This is a genomic window from Azospirillum sp. A29, assembly GCF_042604625.1.
Classification (GTDB): Bacteria; Pseudomonadota; Alphaproteobacteria; order Azospirillales; family Azospirillaceae; genus Azospirillum; species Azospirillum palustre.
In genome coordinates this window covers 533,134-550,936 of sequence record NZ_CP170460.1, presented here as the reverse complement: position 1 = coordinate 550,936, position 17,803 = coordinate 533,134, and the positions used below count along the sequence as shown (strand labels likewise).

Sequence of the window (17,803 nt, the reverse complement as noted above, 5' to 3'; positions counted from 1 at the left end):
ATGGCCATTCAGATGTCCTCGCCCAAAGTCACCGAAATGCTGGTCGTGCCGGTCGCCGGCCAGGACAGCATGCTGCTGAACCTGTCGGGCGCCCATGCGCCCTATTTCACCCGCAACGTGGTGATCCTGAAGGACAGCGCCGGCCACACCGGCGTCGGCGAGGTGCCGGGCGGCGAACGGATCCGCCAGACGCTGGAGGATGCCCGCGCCTTGGTGGTCGGCCAGCCGGTCGGCGCCTGGAACGCCATCCTCAACAGCGTGCGCCGCGGCTTCGCCGACCGGGATTCCGGTGGGCGCGGTTTGCAGACCTTCGACCTGCGCATCACCATCCATGCGGTGACGGCGCTGGAGGCGGCGCTGCTCGACCTGCTGGGCCAGCTCCTGGAGGTGCCGGTGGCGGCCCTGCTGGGCGAGGGGCAGCAGCGCGACGCGGTGGAGATGCTGGGCTACCTGTTCTATGTCGGCGACCGCGGCAAGACCGATCTGCCGTACCGGGCGGAGACGGCCGCAAAGGACGACTGGTTCCGCCTGCGCAACGAGGTGGCGCTGACCCCCGACGCGGTGGTGCGGCTGGCCGAGGCCGCCCATGACCGTTACGGCTTCAACGACTTCAAGCTGAAGGGCGGCGTACTGCGCGGCGAGGAGGAGATCGAGGCGGTGACGGCGCTGGCGAAGCGCTTCCCCCAAGCCAGCGTCACGCTGGATCCCAACGGCGCGTGGTCGCTGGAGGAGGCGATCCGGCTTTGCAAGGGGAAGGGCGACGTGTTGGCCTATGCCGAAGATCCCTGCGGCGCCGAGCAGGGCTATTCCGGGCGCGAGGCGATGGCGGAGTTCCGCCGCGCCACCGGCCTGCCGACCGCCACCAACATGATTGCCACCGACTGGCGCCAGATGGGCCATGCCATCCAGTTGCAGTCGGTCGACATCCCGCTGGCCGACCCGCATTTCTGGACCATGCAGGGCAGCGTCCGCGTCGCCCAGATGTGCCACGAATGGGGCCTGACCTGGGGATCGCACTCCAACAACCATTTCGACATCTCGCTGGCGATGTTCACCCATGTCGCCGCGGCGGCACCGGGCCGGATCACCGCCATCGACACTCACTGGATCTGGCAGGACGGCCAGCGCCTGACCAAGGAGCCGTTCCGCATCGAGGGCGGTCTGGTCGCCGTGCCCCAGAGGCCGGGGCTGGGCGTCGAGATCGACATGGACGAGCTGGCGAAGGCGCACGACCTCTACAAGCGGCACGGGCTGGGCGCGCGCGACGACGCCACGGCGATGCAGTACCTGATCCCCGGCTGGACATTCGACAACAAGCGGCCGTGCCTGGTGCGGTGAAGCCGCTCCGCAACGCCTTCAACCCGACCAAACAGTCAGGGCAAGCCATGACCCAGAAGCCTCTCTACATCCTGGTCCATCCCGAGGACAACGTCGCCATCGTGGTGAATTCCGGCGGGCTGCCGCCAGGGACGGAGTTCGAGTGTGGGCTGGCCCTGACCGACTTCGTGCCGCAGGGCCACAAGGTGGCGCTTGCCGACCTGGACGAAGGGGCGTCGATCATCCGTTACGGGCAGGTGATTGGCACCGCTGCCCGGCCGGTCCGCCGCGGCGCCTGGATCGAGGAGTCGCTGGTCCGCCTGCCGCAGGCGCCGGATCTGGACACGCTGCCGCTGGCGACCGCCGTGCCGCCCGACGCCCCGGCGCTGGACGGCTATACGTTCGAGGGCTACCGCAATCCCGACGGGACGGTCGGCACCAAGAATGTGCTGGGCATCAGCATCAGCGTGCAGTGCGTCGCCGGGGTGATGGATTTCGCCATTGAGCGGATCAAGAAGGAATTGCTGCCGAAATACCCCAACGTCGATGACGTGGTGGCGCTGAACCACACCTATGGCTGCGGCGTGGCGATCAACGCGCCGGGAGCCGTAGTGCCGATCCGCACCTTGCAGAACCTCGCCCGCAACCCGAACCTGGGCGGGGCGGTGATGGTGGTCGGGCTCGGCTGCGAGAAGCTCCAGCCGGAACGGCTGCTGCCGGCCGGGGTGGAGTCGAGCATCGTCACCTTGCAGGACGAACGCCACCAGGGCTTCGGCGACATGGTCGCCTCCATCCTGGAGATGGCCGACCGCCGGCTGGCCCAGCTGAACGGGCGGCGGCGTGAGACCTGCCCGGCGTCGGACCTCGTCGTCGGGCTGCAATGCGGCGGCAGCGACGCCTTTTCCGGCGTGACCGCCAACCCGGCGCTGGGCTATGCCGCTGATCTGCTGGTGCGGGCCGGGGCGACGGTCATGTTCTCCGAAGTGACGGAGGTGCGCGACGCCATCCATCTGCTGACCCCGCGCGCCATCGACGAGGAGACCGGCCGGGCGCTGATCCGCGAGATGCGCTGGTACGACGACTATCTGGAGACCGGTTCGGCCGACCGCAGCGCCAACCCGACCCCCGGCAACAAGAAAGGCGGCCTCGCCAACGTGGTGGAGAAGGCGCTGGGCTCCATCGCCAAGTCGGGCACCAGCCCGATTGCCGGGGTGCTGTCGCCGGGCGAGCGGGCGACGCGCAAGGGGCTGCTCTATGCCGCGACGCCGGCCAGCGATTTCATCTGCGGCACGCTGCAACTGGCATCGGGCTGCAACATCGAGGTGTTCACCACCGGGCGCGGCACGCCCTACGGCCTTGCCATGGCGCCGGTCATCAAAGTGGCGACGCGGACCGAGCTGGCTTCGCGCTGGCACGACCTGATCGACGTCGACGCCGGCCGCATCGCCACCGGCGAAGCCACCATCGAGGATGTCGGTTGGGAGCTGTTCCGCCTGATCCTGGAGGTGGCGAGCGGCCGCAAGCAGACCTGGGCCGACCATTGGGGGCTGCGCAACGCGCTGACCCTGTTCAACCCGGCGCCGGTGACCTGATTTGAGCTGACCACAAGCCCCTGCCGCGGAGATGACCGGAGCAACCGGCGCCCGCGGCGGAAGGGCGATATCCACACAAGGGAGGATAAACATGGGACGCCGCACCGGCATCGCGCTGGCGATGCTGCTGACTTCCGCTGCCTTCGTCGCAGCCGTACCTGCGCAAGCCGACAGCTTCGCCTATGTGTCCAACGCCGCCAGCAACAACATCAGCATCTTCCGGCTGGACAGCAACACCGGGGCGATGACCCCGGTGGGGACTGTGCCCTTCGTCGGGGTGGACAAGCCCGGCTCCTCCACCCCCCTGGCGCTCAGCCCCGACCGGCGCTTCCTCTATGCCGGCGTGCGCTCGCAGCCCTATCAGGTGCAGATCTTCGCCATCGACGCGGCGACCGGGACGCTGAGCCATCTCGGCAGCGGCCCGCTGGCCGACAGCATGGCGAACATCGTCACCGACCGCAGCGGCAAATACCTGTTCAGCGCGTCCTATGGCGGCGACAAGGTGGCGGTGAACCCGATCGGGCCGGACGGTAAAGTTGGACCGCCGCAGCAGGTGGTGGCGACCGGCAAGAACGCCCATTCGATCCAGCCCTCGCCCGACAACCGCTTCGCCTTCGCCACCAACCTGGGATCCGACCGGCTGGTGCAGTTCCGCTTCGACGCCGCCACCGGAGGGTTGAGCGAGAACGATCCGCCGTCGGTGGCGCTGCCGGCGAAGTCCGGTCCACGTCACATCGTCTTCCATCCCGACGGTCGTCACCTCTATCTGGTGGATGAGCTGGACGCCGCCGTCGCGGTGTTCGCCTACGACCCCGCGACCGGTAGGCTGACGGAGACGCAGCGTCTGCCGTCCCTGCCGGCCGATTTCAAGGGCGAGCCCTGGGCCGCCGACATCCACACGACGCCGGACGGCCGCTTCCTCTACATCTCCGAACGGCGGACCAGCACCATCCGCTCCTTCCGGATCGACCCGGAAAGCCGCCAGCTGACCCCGCTCGCCAGCGTGGCGACCGAGGAGCAGCCGCGCGGCTTCAACATCGACCCGACCGGCCGCTTCCTGGCGGCGGTGGGCGAGAAGTCGGACGGCATGGCCGTCTACCGCATCGACGGCGGCAGCGGCGCGCTGACCACGCTCGCCCGCTATCCGGCCGGCAAGCAACCGAACTGGGTGGAGTTCGTCGCCGCGCCGTAAGGCGCCGGCCTTGCGGGCCGGTCAGCCGGCCCGCACCTGCGCCAGGAAGCGGCCAACCTCGTCGCGCAGGCTCTCGGTCTGCATCGACAGTTCCCGCACATTCTCCAGCACTTCGTAGGCGACCGTGCCGCTGCGCCCGGCGGCGGTGTTCACGCCGCCGATGCTGGACGACACCTCGTGGCTGCCCTGGGCGGCCTGCTGGATGTTGCGGCTGATCTCGCGGGTCGCGGCTCCCTGCTGCTCGACTGCCGAGGCGATGGAGGTGGCGACGTCGTTGACCCGGCCGATGACCTGCGCCACGTCCCTGATCTCGCGCACGGCCTGGGCGGTCTCGGCCTGGATGCCGGCGACCTGGGCGGCGATCTCCTCCGTCGCCTGGGCGGTCTGGTTGGCGAGCGCCTTGACCTCGTTCGCCACCACGGCGAAGCCGCGCCCCGCCTCGCCGGCACGGGCCGCCTCGATGGTGGCGTTGAGCGCAAGGAGATTGGTCTGGCTGGCGATGGAGTTGATCAGACCGACCACGGCGCCGATCCGCTCCACCGCGCCGGCCAGCCCCTCCACCTTGCCGTTGGCCCGCTCGGCGCTCTCGACCGCCTCGCGGGCGATCTCCGCCGACGAGCCGACCTGCCGGCTGATCTCGTTGATCGAGCTGGTCAGCTCCTCGGTCGCCGCGGCGACGGTCTGGACGTTGGCGGAGGTCTGTTCGGTCGCCGCGGTGACGGCACCGGCCAGCCTGCCGGTCTCGTCGGCGGCGCGCGTCATGTCCTGGGCACGCCGTTCGATGGCGTCCGCCTCGCCAGCGACGTCGTGGATCAGGTTGCCGACGGTCTGTTCGAAATGGCTGGCGAGCGTCGTCATCGCCTCCCGCTTCTCGGCTGCGGCGCGATCCGCCTGCTCGGCCTGGCTGGCTTCCAGGGCGGCCTTGGCCTGGGCATTCTCCTTGAACACCTGGAGCGCCTGCGCCATGCCGCCGATCTCGTTGCGGCGGGCCGCCTCCGGGAAAGTGACGCCCAGGTCGCCGGCGGCGAGCGCCGTCATCTTGTCGCGCAGCCGGTGCAGCGAGCGCACGATGTCGCGGTTGACCAGGAAGGCGATCAGCACCAGCGCGGCGATCAGCGCGGCGGTGGCGGCGCCGGTCCGGGTCAGGAATTCGTGATAGGCGGCGTCGATGTCGTCGGTGTAGACGCCGGAACCGACGATCAGGCCCAGCGGCTGGTAGCGCTGCACATAGTTGGTCTTCAGCAGCGGGACGTCGGACCCCAGCTTCGGCCAGATATAATGGATGATCGCGTTGTCCTGCCGGCGCAGCGTGTCGACGATCTCGCGGACGAAATACTTGCCGGCCTTGTCCTGGAGCCCCATGCGGTCGGTGCCGACCGCCTTGTGGTTGGAGGGGTTGGCGACGGCGATGCCGTTGAGATCGTAGGCGAACAGATAGTCGGCGCCGTCATGGTAGGACATCGCATGCACCGCGTTGCGGAAGCGCGCCAGCGCCTGCTCGCGCGGCAGGGTTCCCGCCTCGACCTCGGCATTCAGCCCCTTCGCCATGCCGACCGCCATTTCCACCGCCGAGCGGATGGTGTCGATGCGGTCGTCGATCATGCGCTGGTGGGCGAAGCTGCTGCTGATGGCGATCACCACGGCCGGAGCCAGGACGGACAAGGCGACCAGTGCGGTCAGCTTCGCCCGGATCGACAGATTTTCCAGGAGTCTCATGGGTGCCTTCATGTCGCGCGCGTCGGGGGCGGCAACCGATATGCTACGGAAAATGGGGTGGCTGGAATCGGATTGGCCGACTTCGGTAATATACTAGCGCCATCGAGTTAAAAAATTGTTCCGGCCGTATTACCGCTTCGCAACGCTCTCCAGGCCGGAGAAGTGAGCGAGCGTCGGGCCGGCGACCTCCCGCAGCAGGGCGACGAAGCGTTCGGCCGCCGGCGACAGCGAGCGGCCGGCCTTACGGATGAAGCCGATCCGGCGCACCAGCCCGGCGGTGCGGATCGGCTCGACCACGATGCCCTCGCAGGAGGCGGCGTCCACGGCGGATTCCGGCAGGACCGAGACGCCCAGCCCGGCCCGCACCATACCGACCGCCGTCGACATGTAGTTCGCCTCGCAGGACAGGCTGATCTCCAGCCCTTCCTTTTCCAGCGCCCGCTCGACCAGCGACCGCACGCTGGTGCCGCGCGCCGTCAGGATCAGCGGGAAGGCGACGATGTCCTTCAGCAGCAGCGGACGCCGGCCGTTCAGCGGGTGGTCGGCAGGGAAGAAGGCGCACATGCGGTCGCAGAGGAAATCGATCACCTCGACATCGCGGTCGGGGCCGACCCGGCTGCCGATCCCGAAATCGACCTCCTCCGCCTTGACCAGCTGGATGATCCGCTCGGCGACGACGTCGCTGACCCGGACGTCGATGTTGGGGTGGTCGGCGGCGAAGCGGCGGATGGCGATGGGCAGCAGCCCGGCGGCGACCGACGGCAGGGTGGCGACCGACACCGAGCCGCGCCGCAGCCCGGCCAGATCGTGGCTGACGCTCATCACCGCATCCAGTTCGGCCAGCACCCGCTGCAAGGCCGGCAGCAGGTCGCGGCCGGCCTGGGTCAGCACGACATGGCGCTTGTTGCGGTCGAACAGGCGCACGCCCAGGCTTTCCTCCAGCTGGCGGATCTGCACGGTCAGCGCGGGCTGCGACAGGTTGACCTCCGCCGCCGCCCTGGTGAAGCTGCCGAGACGGGCGACGGCGACGAAGGCCTTGATATGTCTCACTCCCTGGAGCATGGCGCCGCCTCTTATAGAAAAATCAAATTACCGTGATACAACAAATTCATTTCTCTAATCTGATTGTGGGTTCGTACAGTGTCAATCGCGGACGCCGGTCCTGCATGGTGCGGCAAAAGGACAGATCTATAAAAAGTCCGCTGCCAGCCCCTCTGCCGGCCGTCTTCGCAAAAGATGAAGTTCTATCGAAATCCGCTCGGGCGGCGTTACTCGGGGATCGAAGCCGGTCGCCCGCAGGACTCCGCCGTGATCCTTCGCGCCGAGCGAAGGGATCGCGCAACAGACGGAAAACAACAATAACAACGGCCATAGAGGAGGTCCCATGCTCGCGTTACTCGGCTTGGCCACCATCGTCGTTCTGCTGGTAGCCATCATGACCAACAGGATGTCGCCGCTGGTCGCACTGATCGCCGTGCCGATCATCGCCGCGCTGGCCGGCGGCTTCGGTCTTGAAACCAGCAAGTTCATCATCGCCGGCATCCGCTCCATCGCGCCGACCGCCGGCATGTTCGTCTTCGCCATCATATTCTTCGGCGTCGTCACCGACGCCGGCATGATGGACCCGATCATCGACCGCATCCTGCGGGTGGTCGGCACCAAGCCGGCGCGCATCACCGTCGGCACCACGCTGCTGGCCCTGCTGATCCATCTCGACGGGTCGGGCGCCGTCTGCTTCCTCATCACCATTCCGGCGATGCTGCCGCTCTACGACCGGCTGGGCATGGACAAGCGCATCCTGGCGCTGTGCGTGTCGATGGCGGCGGGCGTCAACTTCCTGCCCTGGACCGGGCCGATGATCCGCTCCGCCGCCGCGCTGAAGGTGCCGGTGACCGACATCTTCAACCCGCTGATCGCGGTGCAGGGCGTCGGGCTGCTGTTCATCTTCACCGTCGCCTTCCTGCTCGGCAAGCGCGAGGAGCGGCGTCTCGGCCTGTCCTCCCGGCATCTCGCGGCGGGAGAGGCGCGGTCGGTCGGCGCCATGGGAGTGGATGCCGCCCCGGTCGGGCCGGCGCCGCGCGTGCTGACGCCGGAGCAGATCAAGATCCGCCGTCCCAAGCTGTTCTGGGTCAATCTGGTTCTCACCGCCGTCATCATGGCCGTGATGATCGAGGGGGCGGTCGATCCGGTGGTGATGTTCATGGTCGGCACCGTGCTGGCGCTGATGATCAACTATCCCGACGTCAAGATGCAGAAGGAGCGCGTCGACGCCCACGCCAAGGCGGCGCTGATGATGGCGAGCATCCTGCTGGCGGCCGGTGTCTTCACCGGCATCATGACCGGCACCAAAATGCTGACCGCCATGGCCCAGTCCGCCGTCGCCTTCGTCCCGCCGGAGATGGCGCAGCATGTTCCCTTCGCGCTCGGCATCCTGTCGATGCCGCTCAGCCTGCTGTTCGATCCGGACTCCTATTATTTCGGCATGATGCCAGTGATCGCCGAGGTTTATAAGACGCTGGGCGGCGACCCGATCCAGATCGCCCAGGCCTCCGTTCTCGGCCAGATGACCGTCGGCTTCCCGGTCAGCCCGCTCACCCCCGCCACCTTCCTGGTCGTCGGCCTGTGCGGCATCGGGCTGGGCGAGCACCAGAAATTCTCGATCCCCTACCTGTTCGCCGCTTCGGTCGTCATGACCTTCGCCGCGGCCATCCTCGGAGTCATTCCCTTCTGACGCGGCGCAAGGATCGCCGCACACAGGAGTACCATCATGAAAACCATCCGCATCGGATCGGGCGCCGGCTATTCGGGCGACCGCATCGAGCCGGCCGTGGAACTGGCCGAGAAGGGTGACATCCAGTATCTCGTCTTCGAATGCCTGGCGGAGCGCACCATCGCCATCGCACAGGGTGCCAAGCTGAAGGACCCGGCGCAGGGCTACGATCCCCTGCTGGCGGAGCGCATGCTGGCGGTGCTGCGGCCGTGCCATGAGAAGGGCATCCGCATCGTCACCAACATGGGGGCGGCCAACCCGGCCGCCGCCGCCGCGAGGACGCGGGACATCGCCCGGTCGCTCGGCCTGGAAGGGCTGAAGATCGCCGCGGTTTCCGGCGACGACGTGCTGGAGACGCTGAAATCCGGCGACCACCGCATCGAGGAAACCGGCGAGCCGGTGTCGGCGATGGCCGGCAAACTGGTCTCGGCCAACGCCTATCTCGGCGCCGCCCCCATCGTCGAGGCGCTGAAGGCCGGGGCCGACATCGTCATCACCGGCCGCGTCGCCGACCCGGCGCTGTTCCTCGCCCCGCAGATCTTCGAGTTCGGCTGGTCGATGGACGACTGGGACCTGCTTGGCAAGGGCACGGTGGTCGGGCATCTGCTGGAGTGCGCCGGCCAGATCAGCGGCGGCTATTTCGCCGACCCCGGTGTGAAGGACGTCGCCGCCCTGGCCCGGTTGGGATTCCCGATCGCCGAGGTCGGGGAGGACGGCAGCGCCGTCATCACCAAGGTCGCCGGCTCCGGCGGCGCGGTGACCACCGCCACCTGCAAGGAGCAGCTGCTCTACGAGATCCACGACCCCGCCGCCTACTTCACGCCCGACGTGGTGGCCGACTTCTCACGGGTGCGGTTCACCCAGGAGGGGCCGGACCGTGTGCGGGTGGCCGGCGCCACCGGGCGCCCGCGGCCGGCCACGCTGAAGGTCTCGGTCGGCTACCTCGACAGCTTCATCGGCGAGGGGCAGATGTCCTACGCCGGTCCCGGCGCGCTGGCGCGCGGCCGGCTGGCGCTGGAGATCGTGCGCGAGCGTCTGGCACTGACCGGCGTCGAGGCGACCGAACTGCGCTTCGACCTGATCGGCGTCGATTCGATCCACGGCGGCGTGCTGTCCACCGCGGGCGGGCAGGAGCCTTATGAAGTACGCGTCCGCGTGGTCGGCCGCACCGGCAGCCTGAAGGAGGCGCAGCGCATCGGCAACGAGGTCGAGACCCTCTACACCAACGGCCCGGCCAGCGGCGGCGGCGCCACCAAGTCGGCCAAGGACGTGGTCGCCATGCTGTCGGCCCTGCTGCCCCGCGAGCTGGCAATGCCCGCCATCGAGTTTATGGAGGCCTGACATGAAACTCCGCGACATCGCCCATTCCCGCACCGGCGACAAGGGCGACATCTCCAACATCTCCGTCATTGCCTTCGACGAGGCGGACTATCCGCTGATCGAGGCCCATGTCACCGCCGACCGCGTGAAGGAACTGTTCCACGAGGTCGTCCATGGCGAGGTGGTGCGCTACGCAGTCCCCAGCATCGGCGCGCTGAACTTCGTGATGCGGCAGGCGCTGGGTGGCGGCGTGACCCGCTCGCTGGCGCTCGACGCCCATGGCAAGTGCCTGGCCTCGGCGCTGCTCGACCTCGAGATCCCCGACATCGCCCGCCCCATCCAGGCAGCCTGACGGGAGACGCGCGTCACTCGCGGCCACGCCGGGCTTTGCCCAGCGCGCTGCCGGCCGACGCGAACATGATGCAGGCGATTGCGGCCCATTGCAGCGCGCTCAGCCGCTCGCCCAGCATCAGGAAGCCGATCAGCGCCGCCACGGCGGGGGAGGCGCTGACGGCGAGGCCGAACACATGGCTCGGCAGGCGGCGGAGCGCCATCATCTCCAGCAGGTAGGGCACCATGCTCGACAGCACCGCCACCGCGAGAGCGGTAAAGAGCACCGCCGGAACCAGCAGCCCGGCGCCGGCATGGGAAATCCCCAGCGGGACGGTGAAGCTGGCGGCGACCAGCATGCCCCAGGCCACCGCCTGCCCGCCTGGCAGGGCCGAGGCGCGCTTGCCGAACACGATATAGAGCGCCCAGCAGAAGGCCGCTGCCGCCGCATAGGCGACGCCTACCGGGTTCAGCGCACCGGATGCCTCCCGCAGCGGCAGCAGCAGGACAAGCCCGACCGCGGCGCAGGCGATCCACAGGAAATCCTTCAGCCGGCGCGATCCCAGCAGCGCCACCGCCAGCGGCCCGGTCACCTCGATGGCGATGGCGATGCCGATGGGGATCAACTCCATCGCGCGGTAGATCGACAGGTTCATCGCCCCCAGCGTGGCGCCGTAGACCAGCAGGTTGCGCAGATCCCCGCGTCCCGGCAGGCTGCGCCACGGGCGCAGGATCGCCATCAGCATCAGCGCCGACAGCCCCACCCGCAGGCCGGTCACGCCCTCTGCCCCGACCAGCGGGAACAGCGATTTCGCCGATGCCGCCCCGACATATTGCGACAGCAGCGAGGCAAGCAAGAGCAGCAGCGGCAGCGCCGCCGGTTCGGGCCGGGTGGCGGAGATGGATTCTATGGAGGCGTTCGCCATATGCCCGGCTCCCGGTAGAAGAGGATCAGGTGAAAAGATACTGTGACGATTGGGCAGAGGGCGCTTAAGTTTGGGGCTTCCGACGCACCGTTCTTTCGCCGAAGCCGCCATGCACTCAACAATCGCTCGCCCGCCGGATCAGCTCGATGACCAGGATCGTGCGATCCTGCGGATCCTGCAACGCGACAACAAGACCTCCCAGCGCGAGATCGGCGAGGCGGTGCATCTCTCCGCCCCGGCCGTGCAGCGCCGCATCGCGCGGATGGAGGCGGCCGGCATCATCCGCCGCAACGTGGCGATGGTCGATCCGGCCGCGGTGGGGCAGGGCGTGACGGTGGTGGTGGAGGTCCAGACGGTCAACGACCGCTCCCCCGTCATCGCCGCCGCCAAGCGCCTGTTCCGCGAGGCGCCGGAGGTTCAGCAATGCTATTTCGTCACCGGGAAGGCGAGCTTCGTCCTGATCCTGCTGGTCCCGGACATGGCGAGCTACGAGGTTCTGTCGCGCCGCCTGTTCGCCGACAACGAACTGGTGCAATCCTTCCAGACGATGGTCGTGCTCGACCCGGTGAAGGTGACGCTGGAGGTGGATCTGTAGGGCGGCAGGCCGGTCAATCCGGCCATTCCTCGTATCCCCAATCCTCGGCATCCGGGTCGGCGGTCCCCAGCGGCGCCACGGTGGCGCCGGCGTCGAGCGCCGCAGCCAGCCAGGGCTCGACGCTGGTGACCGGGGACAGGCGGCACCAGCGCCGCCGCCGGCCGTCCCACCGGCAATGGCCCTGCCGTTTCATCTCCTCCCGCAATTCCCAGGACGGAATGGCGGGAAAGCGCAGTTCCAGGCCGCGGTCGCTCTGCATGATCTCCACGCGCTCTCCGCCGGCGGTGGTGTGTGTTAGCCCGTCCTCCAGGACCTTGCGCAGGGCGGCGGCGCGGTCCTCGCGGACCCGCGCCTCCGCTTCCCGTTGCCGGCGGCGTTCGGCCATGGCTTCGGCGATCCAGTCCGGCGGCTCTTCCAGCACGCGGTAGCCGGCGCCGCCGCGCGGGCCGGGCGCCTCTTCCAGCAGCCCGTCGCGCAGAAGGTCGGCAAGCAGCGACTTCAGTCGGTCGCGGTCGGCCGGGATGCCGGGCAGGCGGTTCGCTGCGGCATCGGCGACGGTGAAGCGCTCGCCGGCGCCCCAGCCCTCATGGATTGCGGCGGCCAGGGCGTGCAACTCGGCGACGCGGCTTCGCTGGTCGGTCAGGTGTCCGGCGACGATGGGATTGGGCGGCAGGTCGGCCCGTCCGGTCAGGCCGCAGGTCCGGCACTGCCAGGCGCCGGGATCGGACAGCAGCAGCTGGGGCGCGCAGCGGCGCTTGCGGCAATGCTCCTCGCTGCCCGCTTCCGGCAGGCCGCGCCCGCCGTCCAGCAGGGCGCGGATGGCGTCGAGCGGCGTGCCGGCGACATCCCGCAGCCGGTCCAGCACGTCGGCGGGCAGCCACACTTCCGCGCCTCCGCTCTCGTCGGCGGAGACGAAGCGGCTTTTCAGAGCGCGGCGTCTTGCGGGCGTCAGCAGGGCCAGCACCCGCTCGGCGGTGTAGCTCTCGTCGAAGGTATCGGCGAGCAATTCCGCCAGATCGCCGAGCATTGCCGGGGACGCCAGCGCGCCCTCGTCCCCGGCGGCAAGGATTCGACGGGCCTCGCCAAGGATTTCCGTGTTTTCGTCCGCCCCCATCGCCATCTACGTCCCGATCCCCGTTCACTCCGCGTAGCAAGCTGGGCATGGCGGAAATGCCAATCAAGCGCCGGCTGGACAGTCGGCAGAGGCCGCCTGGATCAGGAACGGCCCCTTGAGGCGCGGTGTTGATCGGGTGCATCGAACGGTGCCAGAGACGGAAAGGTTTTCCAATGTCAGACAGCACGCATTTCGCCCCGCCCGGCCCGCTCGGCTTCGGCGGAGCGCCCCTGGGCAACATGTTCGAGGAGGTGACCGACGAGACGGCCGCGGCAACCCTCGACGCCGCCTGGGACGCCGGCATCCGCTATTTCGATACGGCCCCCGAATATGGTCCCGGCATTTCCGAACACCGGTTCGGCCATGTCCTGCGCAGCCGTCCGCGCGACGAGTTCGTTCTTTCGACCAAGGTCGGCCGGCTGCTGCGCGCCGATGCCAGCAAGGGCGGCCAGCATGGCCCCTTCGTGAAGGGCCTGCCGTTCCGCGTCGATTACGATTACACCGCCGACGGCGTGCGCCGCTCCATCGAGGACAGCCTGCAGCGGCTTGGCATGGCGCGCATCGATATCGCTTATATCCACGACTGCGCCGAGGACGCCCATGGCGACCGCTGGCTGGAGGTGTTCGACACCGCCATGAAGGGCGCCGCCGTCGCCTTGACCCAGCTGCGCGAGGAGGGGGTGATCCGCGGCTGGGGCCTTGGCGTCAACCGGGTGGAGCCCTGCGTGATGGCGCTGGAGCGGGCGGACCCCGACGTCTTCCTGCTGGCCGGACGCTACAGCCTGCTGAACCAGCCGGCACTGGACGAGCTGTTTCCCCGCTGTGCCGAGCGTGGCGTCCATGTTGTGGTCGGCGGCCCCTACAACTCCGGCATCATTGCCGGGGGCAGGAATTTCGAATATCAGGAGGCGTCCCCCGACAAGGTGGCGGCGCGCGACCGGCTGGCGGAGATCGCCAGGCGCCATGGTGTCGACCTGCGCGCGGCGGCCCTGCAATTCTGCGCCGCGCATCCGGTCGTCGCCTCTGTCATTCCCGGCACCAAGAACCCGGCGCGCGTGCATGAGAATGTGACGCTGATGGGCCAGCCGATCCCCGCCGACTTCTGGCGGGAACTGAAGGCCTCCGGCGTCCTGCCGGAGCAGGCACCGACCCCGACCTGAGCAATTCCCGGTTTAGGCAATCTGGCGGCGGTGCCGGTGTTTCAGTGCCGCGCCGCCGCATCCGCCGGGGTTCGGCTTTCCTGTCAGCTGTCCACCACCGTCCCCGGATGCCCCACTTCGAAGCGGGCAGGGTCGATGCCGTGGGTGGCCAGCGCGGCGCGCAGCAGCTGCGGCGGCTCGTCCCGTGCTTCGTCGGTCAGGGCGAAGGTTCCCCAATGGATGCCGACGGCCTTCCTCGCCCCGATGTCCAGCATGATCCGCACCGCCTCGTCCGGGTCGCAATGCTGGGCGGACATGAACCAGCGCGGGTCATAGGCACCGATGGGAATCAGCCCCAGATCGCAGGCTCCCAGCCGTTCGCCGATGGCGCGGAAAGCCGCGCCGCTGCCATAGCCGGTGTCGCCGGCGAAATAGACCGAGCCCGCCGGGGTGCGCAGGACGAAGCCGCCCCACAGCGCCATCCGCCGGTCGCGCCCGGTGCGCGACGACCAGTGGTTGGCCGGCACGATGTGGACTTCCGCCTCCGGCGTCAGCTCGAACCGGCTCCACCAGTCGCCCGCCGCGACCCGCACCCCCGGGATATGCTTGCGCAGGATGGTGTCATTGCCGAGCGGCGTGACCATCAGCGGCGCGTCGCGCCGGTGCAGGCGCTTCAGCGTCGCCACGTCGAGATGGTCGTAATGGTTGTGCGACACCAGCACCGCGTCGATTTTCGGCAGGTCGTGGAAGCGGATGCCCGGTGCCGTGACCCGCTTCGGCCCGGCGAAGCGCACCGGGCTGGCACGGTCGGACCACACCGGATCGGTCAGGATGTTCAGTCCGGCCGCCTGGACCAGGGTGGTGACATGCCCCACCACCGTCACGCGGAGGCCCGCGACGTGCCGTGCCGGCATCACCGGCGTCACCGCCACCTGCCGCGGCCATTTGACAGCCTTCCGCCCCAATTGCCAGCGCAGCAGTTCGCGCAGGCCGCGGTCGGTGTCCGGTTCGCCCGGATTGAAGAAGCGCAGCCCGTCGAAATTCGATGTCGCCGGACCCTGCCAATAGGGATTGCGCATGCGTACCGGATCCTTTGCAACCATGGTTTTGGAGGAGATGGTGTCGCCGCCGCGAAGTTCTATGGACCTGCCGTGGGCGGTCGGGCTACTGTGCCGCCTTCATTCATGGTTTGATCCCGGTTCGATCCAATGCAGTCCGATAGCCCGACCGACGAACAGCATCGCGCCATCCAGGCGATCGACGCCTGGTACAAGGACGACGACGCCCAGCAGGTCTTCTGGCTGGCCGGGGAGGCCGGAACCGGCAAGACCAAGACCACCGTCTTCGCGCTGGAGCATCTGCTCGAACGTCGCCGGCTGACCGACTATGTGGTGGGCGCCCCCACCGGCAAGGCCGCCCAGGTGCTGCGCCAGAAGGGCATCGACGGGGCGGCGACCCTGCATTCGCTGCTCTACGCCCCACGCAAGGATGGCGACAGCGGCGAGCTGATCTTCGCCCGCCGCAACGACGGGCCGGTCGCCGACGCCGACCTGATCGTCTGCGACGAGGGGTCGATGATCGGCGACGATCTGGCGCGCGACCTGATGCGGACCGGCAAGAAGATCCTCGTCATCGCCGACGATTACCAGTTGCCGCCGGTTTCCGGCCAGGGGCTGTTCACCAGCGGGGAGCCGGATTTCCGCCTGACGGAGCCGCACCGCACCGCCCGCGAAAGCCCGGTGATCCGGCTGGCCCATCTGCTGCGCCGGCAGGAGATGCCGCGGCGCTTCGGGTCCGTCGGCAAGGTCCATGTCCTGCCGCTGGGATCGCGGACCCAGTCGCTGGTGATGCGGCCGTCATCACAGGCGATCTGCGGCACCCACCGCGTCCGCACCACCTACACCAAGCGCATGCGCACGCTGCTGGGTCACGACTCCACGATGCCGCAGACGGGGGAGCGGGTCATCTGCCGGCGCAACCAGAAGGACGAGGGGCTCTTCAACGGCATGATCGGGTCTCTGACCCGGCCGGCCGCCGAGGCGCAGGGCCGCGATGCCGGCCTGTGGTCGCTCGGCGTGCAGATGGAGGACGAGGTGCGGTCGCGCAGCAAGCTGATCGTCCATCCCTGGATGTTCCAGGCCCACTACACCGAGGGGATGGTCCAGCCGCGGGTGGGCAAGGACATCCAGCTTTACGACTGGGCGTGGCTGATCACCTGCCATGCCTCGCAGGGGTCGGAATTCCCGTCGGTCACCGTGGTGGACGATTCGGCCGCCTTCCGGGAGCATCGCTGGCGCTGGCTCTACACCGCCGTCACCCGCTCGCGCGAGGAACTGGTTCTGCTGCTGCGCAATGCCGACCTCGGCGGGCCGTGGCAGGTTCCTGAATTCGACGACTGCCTGCCTGATTCATAAATTCAATTTATCGAACGCATCACATCTTTGTGTTGGATGTGATCGGAAGCGGTCTCCATAATTTTACGTATGGGAACGGTGTTTTTCCGGTCCCGACCGCTTCCGGAGACCCGTCCCATGATTTCTGACACCGCGGCACCCGCAAAGCCGGTGCCGGGAAAGCCTGTGCTTTTCCATGTCCGCGGCCTTCTGCCCGGTCTTGCGCTGTGCGTCGCAGTTACCGCACTTGCCTTCGCCGCGGCGAGGGCGGAGGTGGCGCTGTTCGGCGAGGCGTGGGTCGAGGCGCTGGTGCTGGCGATCCTGATCGGCACCACGCTCCGCACCGGCTGGGCGCCGTCCGCAAGCTGGCAACCGGGCATCGCCTTTTCCGCCAAAATCCTGCTGGAGGTGGCGGTAGTCCTGCTGGGGGCCTCGGTCAGCGCCGCGACCATCCTGTCGGCCGGGCCGGCCCTGCTGCTGGGCATTGCAGGCGTGGTGGCGCTGGCCCTGTTGGCGGGATTCGGGATCGGGCGGCTGCTCGGCCTGCCGGTGCGCATGGCGGTTCTGGTGGCCTGCGGCAATGCCATCTGTGGCAACTCGGCCATTGCCGCGGTGGCGCCGGTGATCGATGCGCACAGCGACGACGTCGCCGCCTCCATCGCCTTCACCGCCGTGCTGGGCGTGGCCGTCGTGCTTGGCCTGCCGCTGCTGGGCATCGGGTTGCGGCTGAGCGGGGTGCAGTATGGCGCGCTGGCGGGGCTGACCGTCTATGCCGTGCCGCAGGTGATCGCCGCCGCCGCCCCGCTGGGCGCCACCGCCGTGCAGGTCGGCACGCTGGTTAAGCTGGTGCGGGTGCTGATGCTCGGGCCGGTCTGCCTGCTGCTGTCGCTGCTGGCACCCCGGCTGGGTGGAGACGCGGCAGGCGCCGATGCCGGCGCGCCGCGTCGAGGCCGGCCCCGTCCGCCGGTCCATCATCTGGTGCCGTGGTTCATCCAGGGCTTCCTGGCGATGATCGGCCTGCGTTCGTTCGACCTCATCCCGCATGCCGCCCTGCCGGCGATGGAGCACGCGGCGACCCTGCTGACGGTGGTGTCGATGGCGGCGCTGGGGCTGGGGCTCGATGTGCGGACGGTGGCGCGGGCCGGCGGGCGGGTGACCGCGGCGGTGGTGCTTTCCCTGCTGGCGCTGGGCGCGATCAGCCTGACGCTGATCCGCCTGATCGGCCTTGCCTGAACCCCACCCTCATTCGAAACCCGGTCTGCAAAACGGGCGGGAGTCTACATCCGGCACCCGAGGGCCGCATTGACGCAGGTTAATGCAGGATTCCGCCGCTGTGCGATCCTGAGATCACCAAGCCCCTTCGTCCGCCCCTCACCGGCCGGCCGGCGGATGGGGCGGG

The 17,803-nt window shown here is 68.6% G+C and carries 15 protein-coding genes; 10 read left to right on the top strand and 5 right to left on the bottom strand.

What is annotated here, in order from left to right:
• The 3 genes from gudD to ABNQ38_RS02385 all read left to right on the top strand — a co-directional run bounded on the left by gudD (nucleotide 1) and on the right by ABNQ38_RS02385 (nucleotide 4,101).
• Nucleotides 1-1,338, top strand: a complete 1,338-nt coding sequence (gene gudD / locus ABNQ38_RS02395; protein WP_377805507.1) for a glucarate dehydratase — start codon at nucleotides 1-3, stop codon at nucleotides 1,336-1,338.
• A gap of 47 nt (nucleotides 1,339-1,385) precedes the next feature.
• Complete coding sequence (gene garD / locus ABNQ38_RS02390) at nucleotides 1,386-2,909, top strand: galactarate dehydratase (protein WP_377805506.1); 1,524 nt, start codon at nucleotides 1,386-1,388, stop codon at nucleotides 2,907-2,909.
• Nucleotides 2,910-3,000: 91 nt separating this feature from the next.
• Nucleotides 3,001-4,101 carry a lactonase family protein gene (locus ABNQ38_RS02385; protein WP_377805505.1) on the top strand — a complete coding sequence of 367 codons (1,101 nt, stop codon included), beginning with the start codon at nucleotides 3,001-3,003 and terminating at the stop codon, nucleotides 4,099-4,101.
• A 21-nt stretch (nucleotides 4,102-4,122) separates the two neighbouring features.
• On the opposite strand, the gene ABNQ38_RS02380 is transcribed toward ABNQ38_RS02385, so the two are convergent.
• Nucleotides 4,123-5,817, bottom strand: coding sequence for a methyl-accepting chemotaxis protein (locus tag ABNQ38_RS02380; RefSeq protein WP_377805504.1), 1,695 nt, complete (start codon nucleotides 5,815-5,817; stop codon nucleotides 4,123-4,125).
• A 129-nt stretch (nucleotides 5,818-5,946) separates the two neighbouring features.
• On the bottom strand, nucleotides 5,947-6,879 hold the full coding sequence (locus ABNQ38_RS02375; protein WP_377805503.1) for a LysR family transcriptional regulator: 933 nt from the start codon (nucleotides 6,877-6,879) through the stop codon (nucleotides 5,947-5,949).
• A gap of 322 nt (nucleotides 6,880-7,201) precedes the next feature.
• Here ABNQ38_RS02375 and ABNQ38_RS02370 point away from each other — a divergent pair, with 322 nt between their 5' ends.
• Genes ABNQ38_RS02370 through ABNQ38_RS02360 form a run of 3 tightly spaced genes read left to right on the top strand, consistent with a single transcriptional unit; the run spans nucleotide 7,202 to nucleotide 10,259 of the window.
• Nucleotides 7,202-8,548: a CitMHS family transporter gene (locus ABNQ38_RS02370; RefSeq protein WP_377805502.1), complete on the top strand. Its 1,347-nt coding sequence runs from the start codon at nucleotides 7,202-7,204 to the stop codon at nucleotides 8,546-8,548.
• Between the two features lie 36 nt (nucleotides 8,549-8,584).
• Nucleotides 8,585-9,928: an acyclic terpene utilization AtuA family protein gene (locus ABNQ38_RS02365; protein WP_377805501.1), complete on the top strand. Its 1,344-nt coding sequence runs from the start codon at nucleotides 8,585-8,587 to the stop codon at nucleotides 9,926-9,928.
• 1 nt (nucleotide 9,929) lies between these two features.
• Nucleotides 9,930-10,259: a hypothetical protein gene (locus tag ABNQ38_RS02360; protein WP_377805500.1), complete on the top strand. Its 330-nt coding sequence runs from the start codon at nucleotides 9,930-9,932 to the stop codon at nucleotides 10,257-10,259.
• Nucleotides 10,260-10,272: 13 nt separating this feature from the next.
• On the opposite strand, the gene ABNQ38_RS02355 is transcribed toward ABNQ38_RS02360, so the two are convergent.
• Nucleotides 10,273-11,163 (bottom strand): DMT family transporter, encoded by an 891-nt coding sequence (locus ABNQ38_RS02355; RefSeq protein ID WP_377805499.1) that lies wholly within the window; start codon nucleotides 11,161-11,163, stop codon nucleotides 10,273-10,275.
• Nucleotides 11,164-11,272: 109 nt separating this feature from the next.
• On the opposite strand from ABNQ38_RS02355, the gene ABNQ38_RS02350 reads away from it, so the two are divergent.
• Nucleotides 11,273-11,758: an Lrp/AsnC family transcriptional regulator gene (locus ABNQ38_RS02350; protein ID WP_377805498.1), complete on the top strand. Its 486-nt coding sequence runs from the start codon at nucleotides 11,273-11,275 to the stop codon at nucleotides 11,756-11,758.
• 13 nt (nucleotides 11,759-11,771) lie between these two features.
• Here ABNQ38_RS02350 and ABNQ38_RS02345 read toward each other — a convergent pair whose 3' ends face one another.
• Complete coding sequence (locus ABNQ38_RS02345) at nucleotides 11,772-12,872, bottom strand: hypothetical protein (protein WP_377805497.1); 1,101 nt, start codon at nucleotides 12,870-12,872, stop codon at nucleotides 11,772-11,774.
• Nucleotides 12,873-13,045: 173 nt separating this feature from the next.
• Between ABNQ38_RS02345 and ABNQ38_RS02340 the strand changes: the two genes are divergently transcribed.
• Complete coding sequence (locus ABNQ38_RS02340; RefSeq protein WP_377805496.1) at nucleotides 13,046-14,032, top strand: aldo/keto reductase; 987 nt, start codon at nucleotides 13,046-13,048, stop codon at nucleotides 14,030-14,032.
• Nucleotides 14,033-14,115: 83 nt separating this feature from the next.
• Here the strand turns inward: ABNQ38_RS02340 and ABNQ38_RS02335 are convergent, their stop codons facing one another.
• Nucleotides 14,116-15,090, bottom strand: a complete 975-nt coding sequence (locus ABNQ38_RS02335; RefSeq protein WP_377805495.1) for an MBL fold metallo-hydrolase — start codon at nucleotides 15,088-15,090, stop codon at nucleotides 14,116-14,118.
• A 129-nt stretch (nucleotides 15,091-15,219) separates the two neighbouring features.
• Here ABNQ38_RS02335 and ABNQ38_RS02330 point away from each other — a divergent pair, with 129 nt between their 5' ends.
• Nucleotides 15,220-16,425 (top strand): ATP-dependent RecD-like DNA helicase, encoded by a 1,206-nt coding sequence (locus ABNQ38_RS02330; protein ID WP_377805494.1) that lies wholly within the window; start codon nucleotides 15,220-15,222, stop codon nucleotides 16,423-16,425.
• Between the two features lie 117 nt (nucleotides 16,426-16,542).
• Entirely contained in the window at nucleotides 16,543-17,637 is a 1,095-nt protein-coding gene (locus ABNQ38_RS02325) for a YeiH family protein (protein WP_377805493.1), read from the top strand.
• Nucleotides 17,638-17,803: the final 166 nt, after the last annotated feature.

Bases quoted from the DNA above. Each gene is read 5' to 3' on its own strand.
- gudD (WP_377805507.1), top strand. From the start codon at position 1: ATGGCCATTCAGATGTCCTCGCCCAAAGTCACCGAAATGCTGGTCGTG.
- garD (WP_377805506.1), top strand. From the start codon at position 1,386: ATGACCCAGAAGCCTCTCTACATCCTGGTCCATCCCGAGGACAACGTC.
- ABNQ38_RS02385 (WP_377805505.1), top strand. From the start codon at position 3,001: ATGGGACGCCGCACCGGCATCGCGCTGGCGATGCTGCTGACTTCCGCT.
- ABNQ38_RS02380 (WP_377805504.1), bottom strand. From the start codon at position 5,817: ATGAGACTCCTGGAAAATCTGTCGATCCGGGCGAAGCTGACCGCACTG.
- ABNQ38_RS02375 (WP_377805503.1), bottom strand. From the start codon at position 6,879: ATGCTCCAGGGAGTGAGACATATCAAGGCCTTCGTCGCCGTCGCCCGT.
- ABNQ38_RS02370 (WP_377805502.1), top strand. From the start codon at position 7,202: ATGCTCGCGTTACTCGGCTTGGCCACCATCGTCGTTCTGCTGGTAGCC.
- ABNQ38_RS02365 (WP_377805501.1), top strand. From the start codon at position 8,585: ATGAAAACCATCCGCATCGGATCGGGCGCCGGCTATTCGGGCGACCGC.
- ABNQ38_RS02360 (WP_377805500.1), top strand. From the start codon at position 9,930: ATGAAACTCCGCGACATCGCCCATTCCCGCACCGGCGACAAGGGCGAC.
- ABNQ38_RS02355 (WP_377805499.1), bottom strand. From the start codon at position 11,163: ATGGCGAACGCCTCCATAGAATCCATCTCCGCCACCCGGCCCGAACCG.
- ABNQ38_RS02350 (WP_377805498.1), top strand. From the start codon at position 11,273: ATGCACTCAACAATCGCTCGCCCGCCGGATCAGCTCGATGACCAGGAT.
- ABNQ38_RS02345 (WP_377805497.1), bottom strand. From the start codon at position 12,872: ATGGGGGCGGACGAAAACACGGAAATCCTTGGCGAGGCCCGTCGAATC.
- ABNQ38_RS02340 (WP_377805496.1), top strand. From the start codon at position 13,046: ATGTCAGACAGCACGCATTTCGCCCCGCCCGGCCCGCTCGGCTTCGGC.
- ABNQ38_RS02335 (WP_377805495.1), bottom strand. From the start codon at position 15,090: ATGCGCAATCCCTATTGGCAGGGTCCGGCGACATCGAATTTCGACGGG.
- ABNQ38_RS02330 (WP_377805494.1), top strand. From the start codon at position 15,220: ATGCAGTCCGATAGCCCGACCGACGAACAGCATCGCGCCATCCAGGCG.
- ABNQ38_RS02325 (WP_377805493.1), top strand. From the start codon at position 16,543: ATGATTTCTGACACCGCGGCACCCGCAAAGCCGGTGCCGGGAAAGCCT.